Annotated in this window: 10 protein-coding genes and 2 pseudogenes; 11 read left to right on the forward strand and 1 reads right to left on the reverse strand. The window is 39.9% G+C overall.

What is annotated here, in order from left to right; genetic code table 11:
* Positions 1-4: 4 nt before the first annotated feature.
* The 11 genes and pseudogenes from BkAM31D_RS08765 to BkAM31D_RS08820 all read left to right on the forward strand — a co-directional run bounded on the left by BkAM31D_RS08765 (position 5) and on the right by BkAM31D_RS08820 (position 17,654).
* On the forward strand, positions 5-853 hold the full coding sequence (locus BkAM31D_RS08765) for a carbohydrate ABC transporter permease (protein ID WP_066159956.1): 849 nt from the start codon (positions 5-7) through the stop codon (positions 851-853).
* Between the two features lie 31 nt (positions 854-884).
* Positions 885-1,841, forward strand: coding sequence for a PfkB family carbohydrate kinase (locus tag BkAM31D_RS08770; protein ID WP_066159953.1), 957 nt, complete (start codon positions 885-887; stop codon positions 1,839-1,841).
* A 15-nt stretch (positions 1,842-1,856) separates the two neighbouring features.
* Complete coding sequence (locus BkAM31D_RS08775) at positions 1,857-2,543, forward strand: YesL family protein (protein ID WP_066159950.1); 687 nt, start codon at positions 1,857-1,859, stop codon at positions 2,541-2,543.
* Positions 2,530-4,044 carry a glycoside hydrolase family 32 protein gene (locus BkAM31D_RS08780; RefSeq protein WP_084372488.1) on the forward strand — a complete coding sequence of 505 codons (1,515 nt, stop codon included), beginning with the start codon at positions 2,530-2,532 and terminating at the stop codon, positions 4,042-4,044. Before BkAM31D_RS08775 ends, BkAM31D_RS08780 begins: the two co-directional genes overlap by 14 nt.
* A gap of 342 nt (positions 4,045-4,386) precedes the next feature.
* Positions 4,387-8,507, forward strand: a pseudogene (locus tag BkAM31D_RS24250) (GH32 C-terminal domain-containing protein); the annotation flags it as partial.
* 93 nt (positions 8,508-8,600) lie between these two features.
* Complete coding sequence (locus BkAM31D_RS24255; RefSeq protein ID WP_257391670.1) at positions 8,601-9,749, forward strand: glycoside hydrolase family 32 C-terminal domain-containing protein; 1,149 nt, start codon at positions 8,601-8,603, stop codon at positions 9,747-9,749.
* 482 nt (positions 9,750-10,231) lie between these two features.
* Complete coding sequence (locus BkAM31D_RS08795; RefSeq protein ID WP_066159947.1) at positions 10,232-12,340, forward strand: (Fe-S)-binding protein; 2,109 nt, start codon at positions 10,232-10,234, stop codon at positions 12,338-12,340.
* Between the two features lie 24 nt (positions 12,341-12,364).
* Positions 12,365-12,547 carry a sporulation histidine kinase inhibitor Sda gene (gene sda, locus BkAM31D_RS08800; protein ID WP_066159944.1) on the forward strand — a complete coding sequence of 61 codons (183 nt, stop codon included), beginning with the start codon at positions 12,365-12,367 and terminating at the stop codon, positions 12,545-12,547.
* A 583-nt stretch (positions 12,548-13,130) separates the two neighbouring features.
* Positions 13,131-13,567: pseudogene (locus BkAM31D_RS24835) on the forward strand (competence protein ComK).
* A 1,414-nt stretch (positions 13,568-14,981) separates the two neighbouring features.
* The gene (locus BkAM31D_RS08815; RefSeq protein WP_066159938.1) at positions 14,982-16,508 is read left to right on the forward strand and encodes a protein kinase domain-containing protein; all 1,527 of its coding nucleotides are present in this window, start codon (positions 14,982-14,984) and stop codon (positions 16,506-16,508) included.
* Positions 16,509-16,541: 33 nt separating this feature from the next.
* Positions 16,542-17,654, forward strand: coding sequence for a DUF5677 domain-containing protein (locus tag BkAM31D_RS08820; protein WP_066159935.1), 1,113 nt, complete (start codon positions 16,542-16,544; stop codon positions 17,652-17,654).
* Between the two features lie 78 nt (positions 17,655-17,732).
* Here the strand turns inward: BkAM31D_RS08820 and BkAM31D_RS08825 are convergent, their stop codons facing one another.
* Positions 17,733-18,836, reverse strand: a complete 1,104-nt coding sequence (locus BkAM31D_RS08825) for a site-specific integrase (protein WP_066159932.1) — start codon at positions 18,834-18,836, stop codon at positions 17,733-17,735.
* Positions 18,837-18,854: the final 18 nt, after the last annotated feature.

The following is an 18,854-nucleotide window of genomic DNA, read 5'->3' on the forward strand; positions in this document are numbered from 1 at the left end:
CGTCATGAGAAAAAGAAAGTTGATCAAAAACACGGTGCTATACGTCTTTATGACGATCCTAGCGTTTCTCTTCTTATTTCCTCTTATTTGGATGCTCGTTTCTTCATTGAAAAATGAGTTTCAAATTTTCGAAGATATTGGTTCGATCAGGGCGTTTCTACCGCCGGCAGCGCCAGAAGGAGGCTACTTTGCCAACTATATTGCGGCGTTTCAGCGGGTTGATTTGTTTCGTTATATGGTAAATAGCTTAGTTTATACAATCGGGATTTTGCTTTGCGGGTTAGTTGTCAATTCGATGGCAGGCTATGCGTTAGCGCGATTTCAATTTCCGCTCCGCCATTTCTGGCTGGCTGTGATCATTGCGACATTGATTATTCCGCCTGAAAGTATTTTCCTCCCACTTTATGTTCTCGTTTATAACCTTGGCTGGGTCAATACCTATACGGGCTTAATTGTTCCGTTTGTGGCCAATGCCTTTAGCATCTTTTTATTCAGACAGTTCTTTCTAGATTTTCCAAAAGAAATTGAGGAAGCGGCGAAAATTGACGGCTGTTCACAAATCGGCATCTTCTTTAAGATCATTGTGCCGCTATCCAAACCGATCTTTGCAACCGTGGCGATTTTCACATTTATTAACCATTGGAATGATTTCTTATGGCCGTTAGTCGTCGCGACAGAGGATCGGATGAGAACGATTCAAATCGGGCTTCAGTATTTCATGAACCAGCCGCCGATCCAATGGGGGCAGGTGATGGCTGCACTGACGGTCACTACGATTCCGATGTTATTAATCTTTATTTTCTTACAAAGATATTATATTCAAGGATTAACGCATACTGGTTCGAAAAACTAAGGTGTTCAAGACGTGATTGGAGTGACAGGTAGTGGGAAAAGTCATTAGCTTAGGAGAGTTATTAATTGATTTTATGCCAAAGGAAAAAGGAAAGTCGTTAAAGGAAGTCGTGGATTTTGAAAAAGCAGCAGGCGGTGCTCCGGCCAATGTAGCGGCTGCGATTGCAAAGCTCGGAGGAAGGGCGAGCTTTATCGGAAAAGTAGGAAATGATGCATTCGGTCATTTTCTTGAGGAGGAGCTGCAAAATGCGGGTGTCGATACTCGTTTTCTAGTAAAAAGTGATGTGTATAAAACGGCGCTTGCTTTTGTTTCCAATCAGGCAAACGGCGAAAGAGATTTTATGTTTTACCGCGATCCATCCGCTGATATGATGCTGACTGCGGATGAAATAGAGGAAGCGTGGTTTGAGAAAGGGGATATTTATCACTTCGGTTCGGTGTCGCTGATCGATCATCCAGTAAAAGAGGCGACGGCCCAGGCGCTAAGTATAGCCGAAACAAAAGGGGCCATCATCAGTTTTGACCCGAATGTGCGGCTTCCTCTCTGGGATCAAGCCGAAACGGCAAAAGAGTGTATCCGTCGATATTTCAACCGAGCGCACATTGTAAAAGTCAGTGAGGAAGAGCTTTTCTTTTTAACGGGTGTTAAAAAGGAACAAGAAGCCGTCCTCACACTGTTTGGCGGAGCGAATAAACTTGTCCTCGTGACGAAAGGTTCGAAAGGTTCAAGTGTTTATACGGCTGGCTCTATGCTTGAGGTAGAAGCAGTTAAGGTTGATGCGCAAGATACGACTGGAGCCGGAGATGCTTTTGTTGGCGGGTTGTTGTATTTCTTGCAAAACGAATCGAAACAGATTGATCTAGAAGCGTTTTTATCGAATGAAACAAAGGTAGTAGAAATGGTGCAATTTGCGGGTAAATGCGGGGCGATCACGACCACACGCCGCGGCGCGATACCTGCCTTACCAGCTTTAAATGACGTGAAGTAAAACGGGGTGATAACTATGCAGATGGGTGGAGTGGCAGGAGGAATATACAAAGTTTGTGACTGGTTGATGAAACTGGCCATATTAAATCTCATCTGGCTGCTGTTTGTCGTAATGGGCCTTGGTCTATTCGGGGTATTTCCAGCGACGGTTGCGATGCTAAATGTTCTCAAATGCTGGGTTAGGAAAGAAGAGTGCAAAACGTTTTCCTATTTCGCTTCTGTCTATAAACAATCCTTTGTAAAAGTCAATCTGTTGATGATCATGACCGTCGCAGTTGGTGCAGTATTGATGATAAATGTGGTAATCGTTCAGGCAATGGAAGGTCTGCTGCGCGTGTTTGTACAGTATGGAATGGTCTTTTTGCTTCTGCTTTACAGCATCGTTGCACTCTATATTATGCCGGTTTTTTCGCATCGACCTCAAGGAGTTTGGGCGACGATTAAGCGGGCCTTTGTGATCAGTTTTCTACATCCGGTTCGCACCGGAGTGTTTGTTGCTGGATTAGGCTTAATCTATTTGGTGATTCGATCGATTCCGGGCATGATTCCGTTTTATGGAGCTAGTCTCATTGGGATGTGGACGATCTTGATGATCATGCCGATTCTAGATGAGAAAGAGGAAAAGAAAGATGGTCAAGAGCAGAGAGAACGAGAGAGAGATGTTAAAAAGGATATATGGGAGGTACGAAATGATACGACATGAAGAAGCCACTAAGAAAGCAACAGCATCCATTCATCAAATAAAGGAAGAGGTGGATAGAAACCACTGGAGACTCCAGTATCATGTAGCAGCACCTGCTTATTGGATCAATGATCCGAACGGCTTTAGCTTCTACAACGGAGAGTACCATTTGTTTTACCAGCATCATCCATATTCGGCTGTTTGGGGACCGATGCATTGGGGACATGTGAAAAGCAAAGATTTAACGACGTGGGAGCATCTGCCGGTTGCGCTTGCGCCAAGTGAAGAGTATGACAAAGATGGTTGTTTTTCAGGCAGTGCGATTGAAAAAGATGGAAAGCTTTATTTGATGTACACAGGTCATATTTGGACAGGAGCAAACCATGATACGGATTTAGAGCAAGTCCAATGTCTGGCTGTCAGCGATGATGGTGTGAATTTTAAAAAGCTAGCGAATAACCCGGTTATTGGAGCAGCTCCTGATGGGGATATTCATCCCAATCACATACGGGACCCGAAAGTATGGAAGCACGGTGACGAGTATTATTGCGTCATAGGAAATAAAACAAAAGACGAGATAGGGCAGGTTCTCTTGTACCGTTCTTCTGATTTACTAGAGTGGGAGTTTGTGAATGTGGCAGCAAAAGGAGAAGGGAACTTTGGTTTTATGTGGGAGTGTCCCGATCTCTTTTCCCTTGATGGCTGTGATGTCCTCGTAATGTCGCCGCAAGGGATGGAACCGGATCATCATCTATATCATAATCTTCACCAGTCGGGGTATGTCACCGGTCAACTCGATTATGAAACAGGAAAGCTCGATCATGGCAGCTTCGAATTGCTTGATTATGGCTTTGACTTCTATGCTCCGCAAACGACGATTGATGATCAAGGGCGAAGAGTAATGATCGCTTGGATGGCGATGTGGGAAAGTGAAATGCCTGAACAAGAATTTAATTGGGCAGGGGCGATGATATTGCCGCGGCAGTTGTTCATTCAAGATGGGAAGATCATCAGCAAGCCAATGCCGGAAGTAGAATCATTACGAAATGAGATAACGGCCTTTGAAAATGTCCTCATTGATGGCAAAAAAGTACTCGATGGCGTCTCGGGTGATTGTCTTGAGCTCGATGTAACGTTTGATGCAAAAGAGGCCTCTATGTTTGGCTTGAAAGTACGGGTCAATAAAAAGCAAGGGGAAGAGACGGTTGTGCAATATGATGTGGAGGAAGGCTTTTTAACTCTTGACCGCAATAGGGCCGGAAAAGGGTTAGATGGCATTCGCAAAGCTCCTGTTGAGTTGAAAAATCATGAGCTTCACTTGCGGATTTTTATCGATAAATCGTCGATTGAGGTGTTTATCAATGGTGGCGAGAAGGTCATGACCTCAAGGCTTTATCCAGGGCAGGCATCTACGGGTATTGAGTTTTTTGCCGAAGGAACGGCTTTGATTAAGAGCTTGAAAAAATGGAGCTTACGTAAAAGTATTGGTGAAGAGTTGGTACACTCAAGTGCTACCGTTTAAAACATCAGCAGCCTTAGTTCGGGATGGTACCGGACTAAGGTTGTCATATAGGCTCTTCGGAAAGCGCTTACAAGTAAAGGTGGAAATAAAATGGTTTCTTATAATTACATGTAGGAGGAAGAGGGTATGAGAGTAAGGAAGTTCCGAAAATCAATCCTATTGTTTCTAGTGCTTTTACTTGTTAGTCAGTCAGTTTTGCTGTATCCTGTTTCAGCTGAAGAAACAGAAACCCCTGAAAAGGAAGGAGCTGAAGATGCAGTGCCTGAAGATTATTATGATGAAACGTTTCGACCGCAGTTTCATTTCACACCAGAAGAAAACTGGATGAATGATCCCAATGGAATGGTGTACATCGATGGAGAATATCATTTGTTTTATCAACATAACCCGACTGATAAAGTATGGGGTCCGATGTATTGGGGCCATGCGATTAGTACAGACCTCGTGAATTGGGAGCATATGCCGATCGCGCTTTATCCAGATGAAAATGGTTTTATTTGGTCAGGAAGTGCAGTGGTCGATGAGAACAATACAAGCGGATTTGGCGATGGCAGCGGGCCACCGTTAGTCGCTGTCTTTTCATATGAATTTGGCCAAGACGAGCAAACAGTTGGTTTAGCCTATAGTAACGATAAAGGAAGAACATGGGAAAAGTATGAAGATAATCCTGTCATTGATATGCCGGAAGAAACGAAGGTGAGTCATGGCGGAGACAGTGTGTTCAGAGACCCGAAAGTGTTTTGGCATGATGAGCAGAATGAGTGGGTTTTTGTCATTGCAAGCGGCAAACAAGTGGACTTCTATACATCTCCCAATTTAAAGGACTGGACAAAGACAGGCCGCTTTGAAAACCCAGCGGTGAATGGAGATCTCGGCATTTGGGAATGCTCGGATCTGTTCAAGCTGCCGGTTGAAACAGAAAAAGGACTGCAGGAAAAATGGGTCCTATTAACAAGTGTGGAAAATGGACCGACAGGCGGGCAAGGAATCGGTTATTTTATCGGCGAGTTTGATGGAGAGACCTTCATTGCAGATGAGGAAGAAATCAAGTGGTTCGACTATGGGGCTGATATGTATGCAGGTGTGACATGGAGCAACACCCCAAATGACCGTCCGATCTTGCTTGGATGGATGAGTCCGCCAAAGTATGCGGGTGATACCCCGACAGACCCGTGGAGAAGTGCGATGACACTGCCTCGAGAGCTGCGACTCGAACCAACGGAAGCGGGAATTCGTTTAGCACAGGCTCCTGTGACTGAATTAGAATCGCTGCGTGGAGAAAAAGTGAGCTGGACGAATGAGACGGTAGAAAGTACAAACGCTCTGTTATCTGAGATTGAAGGGGATATGTTAGAAATCATCGCAGAAATTGACCTTGAGCAATCGACAGCCAATGAGATCGGTTTTCATGTAAGAAAAAGCGATTCAGAGTATACCGCCATTGGCTATCAACAAGATCAGAAAGAAGCCTATGTCGACCGACGCCAATCAGGAATCATCGATTTCCACCCTGATTTCGCCGCGAAACATACAGCTTCGTTAGAATCGAATAACGAGTCGCTCAAACTGCATATGTTTGTGGATCGTTCATCGGTTGAAGTGTTTATTAACGATGGTGAAGTCGTGTTTACGGAGCAGATTTTCCCTGATCCAAAAAGCATTGGGATTGAATTGTTTGCGGATGACGGCACGATTCATCTGAAAAATCTTGAAATCTATCAAGTTAATCGAGCTCAATTTACACCAGGGTATCAAAATGAGTTTAAACGAAGCTATGGATATGATCCTAGTGAAATCGATGTCAGGAGTTTGCCGACAGACATTGAAAATGCTAGTTTTGAAACAGGTGACCTAACGGGCTGGATCACGCATGGAAGTGCCTTTGATGGGGTGGTATCGGATGAAGCTCAATTTTGGGGCGAACCGTTTCAACAAGAAGGCACGTACCATGTATGGGGATTTGCAGGTGCCGAGCGTGATGACCGTTCTGATCTCCGTACTGGTGTGATGAAATCAAGCTTATTTAGGTTAGAGGGAAATGGAACGATTAGCTTCCTCGTAGGGGGCGGCCAAGATGAAAACAATCTCTACGTTTCATTGGTGAAGGCCCAAACGGGAGAAGAGTTATTTAGAGCGACTGGCCGTAATACAGAGCAGTACCGGAGAGTGTCTTGGAATGCGTCTGAATACGTAGGGGAAGCGGTATTTATTAAAGTTGTGGATCAGCACTCCGGCGGTTTTGGCCATATTAATGTCGATGATTTTCAAGTGCTTCATTCCAATGAAGATGTCATCCCGAACGAGATTGAAAATCCAGGCTTTGAAACCGGGGATTTAACGGGATGGACCGTCTTAGAAGGAACGTATAATGATGATGATGTCACATCAGAAGTCGACTACTGGCATCCTGAACCGATTAATAAAGAAGGTGACTATCACCTTTGGGGAAAAGATGATAAGACAGCCAAAATCAAATCAAGCCACTTTGTTTTAGCTGGGACGGGGGAGATTACATTTTTAATCGGTGGAGGAAACGACCTTGAAAATCAATACGTTGCTCTCATGAGAGCAGCTGATGATCAAGAATTAATGCGTCAAACGAATGAGTGGTTTGATGATTCCGAGAATTACCACCGCGTCACGTGGGATGCCTCTGAGCACATGGGAGAAGAGCTGTATTTGTTAATCGTAGATAACGATGATTCGGGTGGCTGGTCGCACATTAATGTCGATGATGTTAATGTCTTGCATCATGGTCCTATCTCCTATTGGTCTTTTGACGAAGGAGCCGGAAAGACGGCCCTAGATGAAGTGAGTGAAACGAAAGACGATATTCACTATGTGTTTAATGATGCGGTTGATAAACCGTCTTCCGATCCGCTTTGGAGAGAGGGGATTGCCGGCAGCGGTTTGTTGTTTGATGGCTATTCAACTTATATTGAAAGAAAAGCAAGTAAATTCCCTAAAATCACCGATGCCCTTACCATTGAAGCTTGGGTAGCTCCAAGAGCCTATGAATGGGGAAATGAAGGCAAAAAGTCAATCATTGTAAACCAGCATGATATGAGCAAAAACGAAGGATATGCGTTAGGGATGGGCCGACATGGAAGCTGGTCATTCGAGGTCGGAATGAACGGGGAATGGATGGAACTTTGGGCTGATCAAGATAAGCCGCTAGAAAAGTTTAAATGGTCCCATATTGTCGCTACCTATGATAAAGAAAAGAGTGAGCTCAGGTTGTATCTAAATGGCGAGGCGGCAGGAACGATGAAAACGCCGTTACATGCCAATATCACACCGTCCAATGAGCCGCTGATCATCGGAAAGCATAATCATCCGGCCATTATTAATGGGACGTTTTCTGCGAATATGTTTAATGGCTTAATGGATGAAGTGAACATTCATAACGCTTCCTTTAGTGCGGAAAAGGTAAGCAAGATTTACAACAATTATGTGGAGACGTTTGAGAACGGCGAGCACCCGACGCCGAATGTAGCCATGGACCGCAACCGCTTTGACGGAGACCGGCACCGTCCGCAGTATCATTTTATGTCACCTGAACATTGGATGAACGAACCGCATGCGCCGTTTTATTTTAATGGCAAGTACCATATTTTCTATCAGCATAACCCGCAAGGACCTTATTGGAACCATATTCACTGGGGACACGCGGTTAGTGATGACATGGTCCACTGGCAAGATATGCCTGTTGCTCTAGCACCAGAGGGAGGATCGGTAACACCGGATGGAGTCTGGTCAGGGGACGCGACGTTTGATCAAGATGGCCTGCCGGTTCTATTGTTTACCGCAGGAGATGATAGTAAAGTTCCGAACCAAATGACCGGTCTAGCGAGGAGTACATTTGCCAAAGACGGAGATGTTACCTTGCCAAATTGGGAAATGCATGATGAGCCTGTAACCGTTCAAGCACCCAATTTACATGCCGATGAAGGCGAAGTATGGTACGGACAATTTAGAGACCCGTATGTGTGGCAAGAGGGGATACATGGTATCAATTAGTCGGTTCTGGAATTCGAAATGGCGACAAAAGTGTAGGTGGAACCGCTCTTCTTTATACATCAACCGACTTGGAAAACTGGACCTATGAAAAGCCGTTTTTTGTCGGGGATTACGAGAATTATCCTGAAACTGGCCAAGTTTGGGAGTTGCCTGTATTCTTGCCGTTAAAAGACGAAGAAGGGCATGACACAGGCAAACATGTGTTATTCATCAATCCGTGGTATGAAAGCTACAGCCCGCACAACATCAAATATGTCTGGCATTGGATCGGAACGTGGAATAAGGAAACGTTAGAGTTTACTCCAGATCACACGGAGCCGAGGATCTTCGATAAGGCTGAGCACTTCACCGGTCCAAGCGGATTTGTCAATCACGATGGACGCTCGATTTTGTTTAGCATTGCTCAAGGCAGACGCTCGGAGCAAGCGCAGCATGATGCAGGTTGGGCTCATAATGCCGGACTGCCATTAACCCTGACGTTACGAGATGATCATCAACTTGGAATCGAACCAATTAAAGAGCTGCAAGAGCTACGAGTGAAGCAATTAACTTCATTTAAAAATAAGAAAATCTCAAAAGCAAATGAGCTCTTATCAGATGTTCAAGGAGATCTATTAGAGATTAAGTTAGAAATAGACAAAGGAAATTCGAGTGAATTTGGAATCAAAGTAAGACGCAGTGAAAATGGAGAAGAGGAAACGCTAATCTATTATGACTACGAGAATTCGATGTATTCGATTGACCGAAATAAGTCTAGTTTAGATCCCGATGTCCGCAAAGGAATTCAAGGAGATGTTATGGAATTAGATGGAGAAAATTTGAAACTCCATATTTACTTAGACCGTTCAATGGTCGAAGCATATGCAAATAACTATAAGAGTCTGACATCAAGAGTGTACCCGACTCGTTCTGATGCGCTTGGATTAGAGTTGTGGAGTGAAAAGGGAGAAGTGACAATTAAGTCAATGGAAGTATGGGAGCTAGGCTCTGCTTATGGCGAGACGGTTCCAGCTTATTGGCCTGATCCAAAAGAAGCTCCAGAATCGATTAACTTGCCCAATCATGATTTCCAAACAGGCGATTTAACGGGCTGGATCACAGAAGGCGATGCGTTTACAGGTGAACATATTACCGATCGTTACGATTGGGGTTGGAGCGGTCCGTTTAAACAAGCTCATACAGATATTGATGTGAACCACTATCATTATTGGGGCTTCCATCCCGATCAAGGCGGAGATGGGGCAACTGGGGTCATGAAGTCGCAAAACTTTATCTTAGGCGGCAATGGCCAAATGGACTTCTTAGTAGCAGGAGGAAACATTCCAGACCAGCTTTATGTCGCATTAGTGAGGGCATCTGATGATGAATATCTCATGAAAGCGACTGGCCACAACTCGGAACAATATCGCCGAGTACGGTGGGATGCCTCTCGGTTTATTGGTGAAGACCTCTATTTGAAAGTGGTGGACCAAGCAACAGGCGACTGGGGACATATCAACCTCGATAACGTAAATGTTCCAGTTGACCCGAGTACTCCATTTGATGTAACGGGCTTAGAAGAAAAGCAAGATGAAGAACAAGGAAAAGGAAAAGGCAAAGGGAATGAAAAGCCAGGAAAGAGAAAAGGGATTTCTGGCATGACAAAAGGAGTTAGCAGCAAGCAGAATATAAAGCTGGAGAACTAGCGGTACCTTGTTTTTAAAAAATGCGCAGCTTAGTAATTGGACTGAGCTGCGTTTTTTATGGAGCCTGATCGCTCCCTAAACCTTACAAGATGGTTTTAGTAGGATAAGTTCGAATGTTCGTGCAATAAAACCCTTTTAGCTAATTCTAAAAGGGCTTTTCATTTTTAGAAATTTTAATAGTCCTTGAAGAAGAATCTTTACTCAAAGCCAATAGAAAAATCATGAGAAGGAAGCGAGAGAACCGTCCCCATGTTTCAAAACTTAACGCCATCGTTCAAAATCCTAACATCTAGTTTGGAGGTTAAAAAAGAAACACTCATTTAGAGATTGGCACGCTTATTGCATTACAAGATTAGTAGGAAGATTATTTGAAAGGGGATTTCAATCATGGTTTTTCATCTTAGTTAAGACCAATCAGTAGTAGAAGAGCGGGGACTGTCATGATAGTCCAATACAGAGAATTTTACATAGAAGTAGGAGTGATGAAAGTGGCGACTTTCCAATTCATAAGTCTGATCTTATTTTTAGCGGTAACGGTTTATGCAATCTATTTATTTAGTAAACTAATCATCACAAGAATTGGCTACATTAAGCTAGGAAAGAAAACCGAGTTTGAATGGAACCTAAAAGAACGTCTACACGCAATACTCGTGAACGTTATCGGGCAGCGGAAGATGTTTAAAGATGTTAAAAGTGGAATTATGCATGTCATCCTGTTTTACGGGTTTTTTATTATCCAAGTCGGATTGATTGAAATTATCATTAAAGGATTTATAGAAGGATATGAATACCCTTTAGGGGCTGCACATAAGTATTTTAGTTTCATGCAGGAGTGGACTACATTCCTTATGTTTTGTGCGATCGTCTATGCCTTTTATCGTCGTTATGGCGAGAAATTAACTCGTTTGCAGTGGAAACGTGATGGAAAGGCTGCTTTTGTCTATATCGCTTTATCGATTTTATCAGCAACGATTCTTCTTGTACTCGGATTTGAGAAAATTATGCTTGGGATGGAAATGAACTTCGTCTATGCTCCATTTTCGAGTTTGATTGCTGTTGTTTTTGCTAATGTAGGAGTAATGGCTGGCACGATTTTATACTATCTCTCATGGTGGATTCACATGCTTGCAGTCATGAGTTTCATGGTATTTGTACCACAGTCCAAACAAGCCCATGAAGTGTTTGCGATCTTTAATGTCTTTTTTAAGAAAACAGGTCCAGTAGGCAAATTGAAATCAATAGATTTTGAAGAAGAAGACGTTGAAGTGTTTGGCGTTGGGAACGTAGAAGACTTCTCCCAGCATCAGCTAATAGACTTATATTCATGTGTTGAATGTGGCCGCTGTACCAATATGTGTCCGGCGACAGGCACAGGGAAGATGCTTTCTCCGATGGATTTAATCGTTAAATTACGTGATCACCTAACAGAAAAAGGAGCTGCCGTTACATCAAGATCAGCTTGGGCCCCTGAATTTATCTTTCATAACACGAAAGCGAATCAGTTAGCGATGCAAGGCGCAGGAAGTACTGAGGCAGCAGCTGCTTTTGATTACAACGTTAGTCTGATTGGGGAAGTCATTACAGAGGAAGAAATTTGGGCTTGTACGACATGCCGGAACTGTGAAGATCAATGCCCCGTTATGAACGAGCATGTTGATAAGATCATTGATATGCGTCGTTACCTTGTCTTAACAGAAGGGAAGATCTATTCAGATGCTCAGCGTGCGATTACGAACATTGAGCGTCAAGGCAACCCTTGGGGAATTAGTCGCAAAGAGCGTGAAAACTGGCGCGATGACCGTGAAGACATTGAAGTCTCAACCGTAAAGGAACTGGAGAAAAAAGAGGAAGAATTTGAGTACTTATTCTTCGTCGGTTCAATGGGCTCATACGACAATCGCAGTCAAAAGATCGCCCAATCCTTTGCAAAAGTGATGAATCTAGCAAATATTAAATTTGCGATTCTCGGTAACAAAGAAAAAAACTCTGGCGACACACCGCGCCGTATTGGTAATGAATTCTTATTCCAAGAGCTTGCTAACGCCAACATCGAAACATTTAAAAAGCATGGAATAAAAAAGATCGTCACAATAGATCCACATGCGTACAATACACTAAAAAATGAGTATCCAGAGTTTGGATTAGAAGCGGAAGTGTTCCACCATACAGAACTAATCGACCAATGGATTAAAGAAGGAAGAATAACCCCAACAAAAGAAATGAATGAAATCATCACGTACCATGATTCCTGTTACCTTGGACGGTACAATGAAGTTTACGAGCCGCCTCGTAACATCTTAAAAGCCATTCCAGGCGTACAAATTGTAGAAGCAAGCCGCCACCATGCAGACAGCATGTGCTGCGGAGCCGGCGGGGGACTCATGTGGACAGAAGACGACACAGGAACACGAATTAACGTAGCTCGAACAGAACAAATACTCGAAACCAACCCAACCATGATCGGCAGCGGCTGCCCATACTGCCTAACAATGCTCAGCGACGGAGCTAAAATGAAAGAAGTAGAAGATGACGTCAGAACGCTTGACATCGTTGAGATATTAGAGAAATCCCTAGTAGATAAAGAGAATTAGGAAAGATGGAGTGGAGAAAGATTTATGTTTGAAGGAACGATTAACTTAAGCGATGAGCTATTAATGGAGTCTTATTTACGAGCAATTGAGCTCGGGTTGGCAGATGAATTTATTATGATTTTAGCTGTGGAAATTGACAGGCGAAGAATAACGAAAATGTTTGACATATACGTACAAGAAGAGTTTCAATGTAAGCTTACATCTTAATCAAAATGGATGTCTATAATGAGCCATTACTCAAAGACAAAAGTAAATGAAAGAGGTGCCTGTCATATTGACAGGCATTTTTTTAAAGAAATAAACTCTGGTAGATTATCCTACGAATAATGTCCTACTTTTGTCTATTAATGTATAATAATCCCATAGGATGCCGATAAATGGCGAATCCTCATGATAAAAACAGTTTGTTTGCTAGTTATTAAGCTCTATTATTTAGTAACACGTAATAACAGAGACGTATATCTAGGTAGACCTTACTAGTGGTGGAGGTGAGAATACGGATATTTAATGAAGTTATTAAACTTGTTGGAAGAATTATCGGCTGAATTTTTTGAATAATCAGTTTACTAAGGGTGTGGAATAGATCTTAAAGGAGGTGATTCGGTATGTAATTTGTATATAAAAAGATCCAAGGTAGTCATGGCAGACAATGGTCTAAGGCTCCCTGTGAGTTGGAGTATGCTCCTACTATATAGAGTATACCCCTTTTAGTTAAAAATGAAGTATAAATATAACAAAGGAGTGAGCGAAAATGGAAAGCAAAAAAGAATATGTGATTTCACCGGACACGATGGTTATTGGACCTATATATAATGAGAATGGTTATCTTCACTCAATAGTAATGGAAGTACATACTAATTATAAGATAACAAAGAAACCATATAAGGTTATGAAAGATTCTTGTCACTACTATGGATCAAATTATAATGGAATAAGAGAAGCAACTACTCAAATAACAGGTTTTAAATCAAAGGTACCAATCTGCATCAGTCATTATTTAAATCTATTCTTCTTTCCTCTAGAATCCCCAAAAATGAAACATGCACATGGGTTTCGTTAGCTCACATTGAAAAAGTCATTCCAGTAAGTCCTCATGTATCAACGATTAAATTCACGAACGGTAGTGAAATGCAAGTTCCTTATTCGAGGGGGACGATTGAGAGAAATTTAGGACGGACAGCTTATTATCGAATGCTCCTAATGAGGAGATTTGAGAGTATTGGCTGAGCGAAGTAAATAGAAGAACGTTCTTTTTTATCTTAGTAGCTTTAAAGGATGGGTAATTATAGATGCGGACAGTTAATAGCTAGTGGTTACTGATGAAAATAAAAGTAAAGCGATGTGAAAATGGTGGGAAGAAAGTTTATAGATTTGACAGGGAGAACTTTTGGAAGCTGGTTCATTATCGAAAGGGCGAAAGACCGGAAAGGGCAAACTTATTGGCTTTGTAAGTGCCAATGTGGTAATAAAAGAGAAGTAAATAGCGCCTCATTACGGAAAGGTTTGTCTAGTAGTTGTGGGTGCCTAAAATATAATGACCTTACAGGACAGAGGTTTAATAACTGGACAGTATTAAGGCGTGCGAATACACGAAACAAGGATATTTATTGGCTTTGCCGCTGTCGATGTGGAACAGAACGAGAAGTTACTTCACAATCTTTACGTTTAGGAAAAACAAAAGGTTGTGGTTGCCAAAGGTATGATGTTGATATGATGGAGATTTTAAAGTTATTAAGGTTTAGTTAACTAAGTATTATAATTTATTAATTGTGTCATCTTAGCTATAAAGTATAGCACTTGTATTTAGTAAGATGAGAGTGCAGAAAAATTCGACAGTTTGCTTAGAGTTTTTCCCCTAGATATTTAATTATTTTGCTTTGGTAATGCCTTTGATAGCCAGTTCCTTCCGCGACTAATCATGTCGATGGTGGATGAGTCGATCCACCAACACCGCATATGCTTAGAATCAATAAATATCTGATTCCATCGAATAAACACCAATTATGATGTTATTGTTCAACCATTCCGCATTAAGTTGAAAAAATAACTCTGATCCCTCATTGCTAAAAGGTAGGTATCCCATTTAACCCAAGATATTTAAATCTACTTTTTCAAACTTCTTTCTAAAAATGGAGAAGATGATTTTAATGATAAGAGAATAGATATTAATTATTGCATTTAAATAATTTGAAATCTAATCTAAAATATGAACAAAAATTGATAGGTCGTATAACTTAATTTTAAGATGCGTATGTTAAATAGCAGAATATTAGTGGTTTAAGCGTCCAGACGTTCCAGCACGACTCAAAATCGTGTTCCTTCTGGAGTGTCGGTTCGACCCCGACCACCGGTACCATTACATAAAGTTAGGTTAAGTTTAAAACAAATTATAAACTCAGAAATGTTGATACATCAACGTTCCTGAGTTTTTTTGTTTTTCTGAGAATGGGATAGAAAAGGTTAGGATTTGGATTCATTTTACACAAATTTTACACAAGAATTTGACTATAGTTTGTCTTTGCAAATAGATACTAGACTTATTACCATAAAAATAAAAGTATTATATAATTGATCTATTGATAATTATCCAAAAAATTAAGTTTATTAAAAATTATTTTTCTTTGTAAAACGGGAGGATGCAATGGCTGAAGTACATAATATTAAACAGGTTGGAGCAGATGAAAACAAAAGTAGAATAAGTAGTTTTATTAAAAAGAATAACAAATCTTTGACTTTGTCATTGGGTGAAGTTTCTGATTTAAAACAAATAGGTCAAGGTGGTAATGGGCTTGTCTATGCTGGAATTCAAAATGGTGAAGAAGTTGCGATCAAGTTTCTTGTGGTGGGTAAACAATCAAGTAAATTAGAGCGTTTTAAAGCGGAATATTTTAACGTTAATTTATTAGAAGAACGTATTAATATCGTCAATTATATAAATTATGAAGAAATACAGTGTGAAGATGGTTATTTATTACCAGCTATTATTATGAAAAGATATGAAAAAGCACTAAATAAATTAAAACAAGATTCACCGGAAATTAGTGAAAAGACCTTTATAAGGTTGTTTAACTTTTTACTCAATACTTTAGAAAAAATACACCAACATGGAATAATACATAGAGATATTAAGCCTGAAAATATTCTGGTGACAAAAGAAACCAACTTTGTTTTAACTGATTTTGGGATCGCTAACTATAATCCAGAGTTATATACACTAAAAGCAAAAACTGAAAAGAAAGAAAGATTAGCGAACTATGAGTTTTCGGCGCCTGAACAAGCAAAGAAAGGTGCTATTCCAGCTCCATCAATGGATATATACGCTCTTGGCCAAGTCTGCCAATGGTTTGTCTTTGGCGAAACCCATAGAGGTACAAATAGACGTAAAATTACTGAAGTCTTTAAATCAGATGAAGCAGAAGTTACTGAAAATGTAATTAATAAGTGCCTTTATAATAACCACGAACAAAGGTATCAAAGTATTAGTGAAATTTTTCAACATATTGATCAAATTAAGGAATCAAGAAGAAAAGTTGATCCTTTTGAAGAAATGTATTTATTTAATAATGTTATTAGAGCTACATGCCCTTCTGTCTCTTTAGGTCTACAGTTTGTTGAAGATGAGAAATATGTAAAAAGGCTTGTAGAAAATATCAATAAGCAAAACTTCAAACGTAAGCTTTGGTTTAATACTGGAATAGGAAACTCTGATTTCAGTAAACTAAAGTATTTGGGAGATAAAAAGATCCTATTAGATTATAGAGAAATTAAGGTAAAAGGAATATGGCTTTTTTCTGGTAGTGTTTATGATGATTTAATATTGATCGAAACAGAAGAAAATGAACCATTTATTATAGATGGAGAAGAGACTTTTAGTGCATTAATAATAAATAATAAACACATAGTACATGGCTATCACCAGAATTCAGGTTATATAGAAATTGGGGACCAAGTACATAGTCTTAGTGAACTCGAAGTAGAGGAACACGATAGATCAAATTCCTATAAATATTTTTTTATTGGCACTCAGTATCACTGTTCAATACTGTGGCAAAACGATGCTGTTTTAGATGAATTTCAAGAAAGAGGAATAGTTACCGAGGAAACGGTAACACAATTGATAAGAGATTTAAGAAAGAAAAAGCATGAAGAAGTAGTATATAGATTATAGTAAGTCAAGAAACTCCGGAGAGAGGGTGACCTTATGAGCCTCAATGATATAGAAAAAATGTTACAGGACTTAATTAATCAATCCATTGATGAAAAAATAAAAAATAAAGAAGAGATTGACGAAAAGAGACTTATATCGATTATAAAGAAACTCTATTCAAAAGAAAGCGTTGATGAATATGCCAACCCAATTTATTTATCGCTTAGAGAAAAGAGTCCTATGATGGTAGAGGAAGAAAGGTTAATTAGACAGGAATTTGAATCCCGACTTCAATTAAGATGGTTAAATGCATTCTATGATCTAGCTGCAGTTATCAAAATATCTGAAGAGAGTGCAATGGAAATTATTGACGATTACTTAGAAAATCATGCAGAACAAAAAGATAATAAATATTCTATACCTATTACTTTTGATATATTAATGAAACTTTTTACTAAAGCTATTGTGGTTAGTAAAGAAATATATACTTTGCTTAAAGCCGGTTTCTCAGATGGGGCGATGTCTAGATGGAGAACGCTACATGAATGTAATGTCTTTTTTAGGAATCTGACTTCAAGGTATGAAGATGAAAATTTTACAAATGAAGTAATAAGTAAATTTGCTGATTATTCAATTGTGGAAAATTATCAAGAAATCAATAATTACCTAAAAAAAGATGATAATTTTAGAGTTAACCAAGTGGAATTTGATAGTATTACAAAAGATTATCAAGAATTGTTAGCGAAGTATGGAAGACATTTTAGTAAACCATATTCTTGGGCACAAAGTATTTTCCCTCATAAGAGTAAGATTTACTTTAGTGACTTAGAAAAAAATGCAGGTATTGATCATCTAGCTATCTATTATAAGCTAGCAAATTACCATATACATGCAAGTCCCACCGGTTTATATAATAGTTTAGGAAATATTGAAGATGAAAGAATAAAAAAATATGGATATGTTTTTGGACCGAGTAATTATGGATTATCTATACCTGGTCAACTAACCATTATTTCACTAATGCAAATATCAACCTCTTTATTATTATTAAATTCGAATATCGATAGAATGATAAGGGCGACTATTTTTCAGAAATTTGTAGATGATGCATCTAGTGAATTTGACAGGATACAAAAGGAAATAGAAAAAGAGGAGTTAAATGAATAACATTAATAGTGATAATTTGTAGTAAGTAAATTAGCTCGACAATTAGACCCTTAAATGCTCAGAGCCTCGGCTCTGAGCTTACATATCCTCAAAAGTATCAACCGTCTTCTTCTCATCTTCTTCCCGTAATTCTTTCAGAACATGGGAATAGTATTTATAGGTCGTATCGATATCTTTGTGGCCTAACCGTTCACTCACATAGTTAATGGAAATTTTCTTATAAAGCAGAACACTTGCGTGAGTGTGGCGTAATCCATGCATTGTAATTGGATTAATGCCTAGTTCAGTTAATGTTTTAAGTAATAGTTTATTTGCATTAGTATTACTGATTACTTTGTACATAGATTGGGGACTATAAAAAACTAACTGATACATATTCGGTGGTGATGTTTCAAACAATCTCCTAAATGCGTTTATTGTTTTTTCATCAATTTTGATTATGCGGTGAGATGCGTTGTTTTTTGGTGGACCAAACCCTTCTGGTGATCGCTTCATGTAACCCCACGTCTTTTCAATCAATATCGTGTTATTTATGAAGTCGAAGTCCTTTCTTGTTAATCCGACTAACTCTCCAAAACGGACGCCGGATGTAAGTGCTAATAATATTAAATAGTAGCCTAAACCTTGATCTAAAAGTTTGTAAACTGCGTTTTTCAAATGCTTAGTTTCTACATAATTTAAGTGTTTATCCTCTGGCTTTTTAGCTGGTACTGTCCATGTCAACACAGCTTTCCTCGTAAAATCCAGATGAATAATTCCTTCCTCTAAAGCATCTTGTACCATCGAGCGGATATGCGTGTTCACTTTCTCAACTGTCTCCCGAGATTTATTTGCTCCAAATTCATTTAAAAATAATTGGTAGTCATGTCGCCTTATTTCCTGCAACGGTTTGCTGCCAAAATGTTCTCGAATTGCCTTCAGCGTATAGTCATAATGAAGCAATGTAGTTGTACTGAGGTTTCTTTTGTATAGTTTTACCCAGTTTTCAAAATACTCATCAATTGGAGCAGGTTTTAAATGTGGTAAAATACCTTTACTTAATTGTGTTTCTATTTCTGCTGCTGCTACTTGAGCTTCTTTTTTTGTCTTAAAGCCACCTTTCCGTATTGGTTTTGAAACTCCATTCACCACGTGACTAACAGTATATTGATAGGTTTTTCCCCGCTTTTGAATGCTTGCCATTGTTGTTCACCTCTTTGA

It is taken from the genome of Halalkalibacter krulwichiae, from assembly GCF_002109385.1.
Lineage (GTDB): Bacteria > Bacillota > Bacilli > Bacillales > Bacillaceae_D > Halalkalibacter > Halalkalibacter krulwichiae.

Bases quoted from the DNA above. Each gene is read 5' to 3' on its own strand.
- sda (WP_066159944.1), top strand. From the start codon at position 12,365: ATGTTTGAAGGAACGATTAACTTAAGCGATGAGCTATTAATGGAGTCT.
- BkAM31D_RS08825 (WP_066159932.1), bottom strand. From the start codon at position 18,836: ATGGCAAGCATTCAAAAGCGGGGAAAAACCTATCAATATACTGTTAGT.
- BkAM31D_RS08815 (WP_066159938.1), top strand. From the start codon at position 14,982: ATGGCTGAAGTACATAATATTAAACAGGTTGGAGCAGATGAAAACAAA.
- BkAM31D_RS08795 (WP_066159947.1), top strand. From the start codon at position 10,232: ATGAAAGTGGCGACTTTCCAATTCATAAGTCTGATCTTATTTTTAGCG.
- BkAM31D_RS08780 (WP_084372488.1), top strand. From the start codon at position 2,530: ATGATACGACATGAAGAAGCCACTAAGAAAGCAACAGCATCCATTCAT.
- BkAM31D_RS08775 (WP_066159950.1), top strand. From the start codon at position 1,857: ATGCAGATGGGTGGAGTGGCAGGAGGAATATACAAAGTTTGTGACTGG.
- BkAM31D_RS08820 (WP_066159935.1), top strand. From the start codon at position 16,542: ATGAGCCTCAATGATATAGAAAAAATGTTACAGGACTTAATTAATCAA.
- BkAM31D_RS08765 (WP_066159956.1), top strand. From the start codon at position 5: ATGAGAAAAAGAAAGTTGATCAAAAACACGGTGCTATACGTCTTTATG.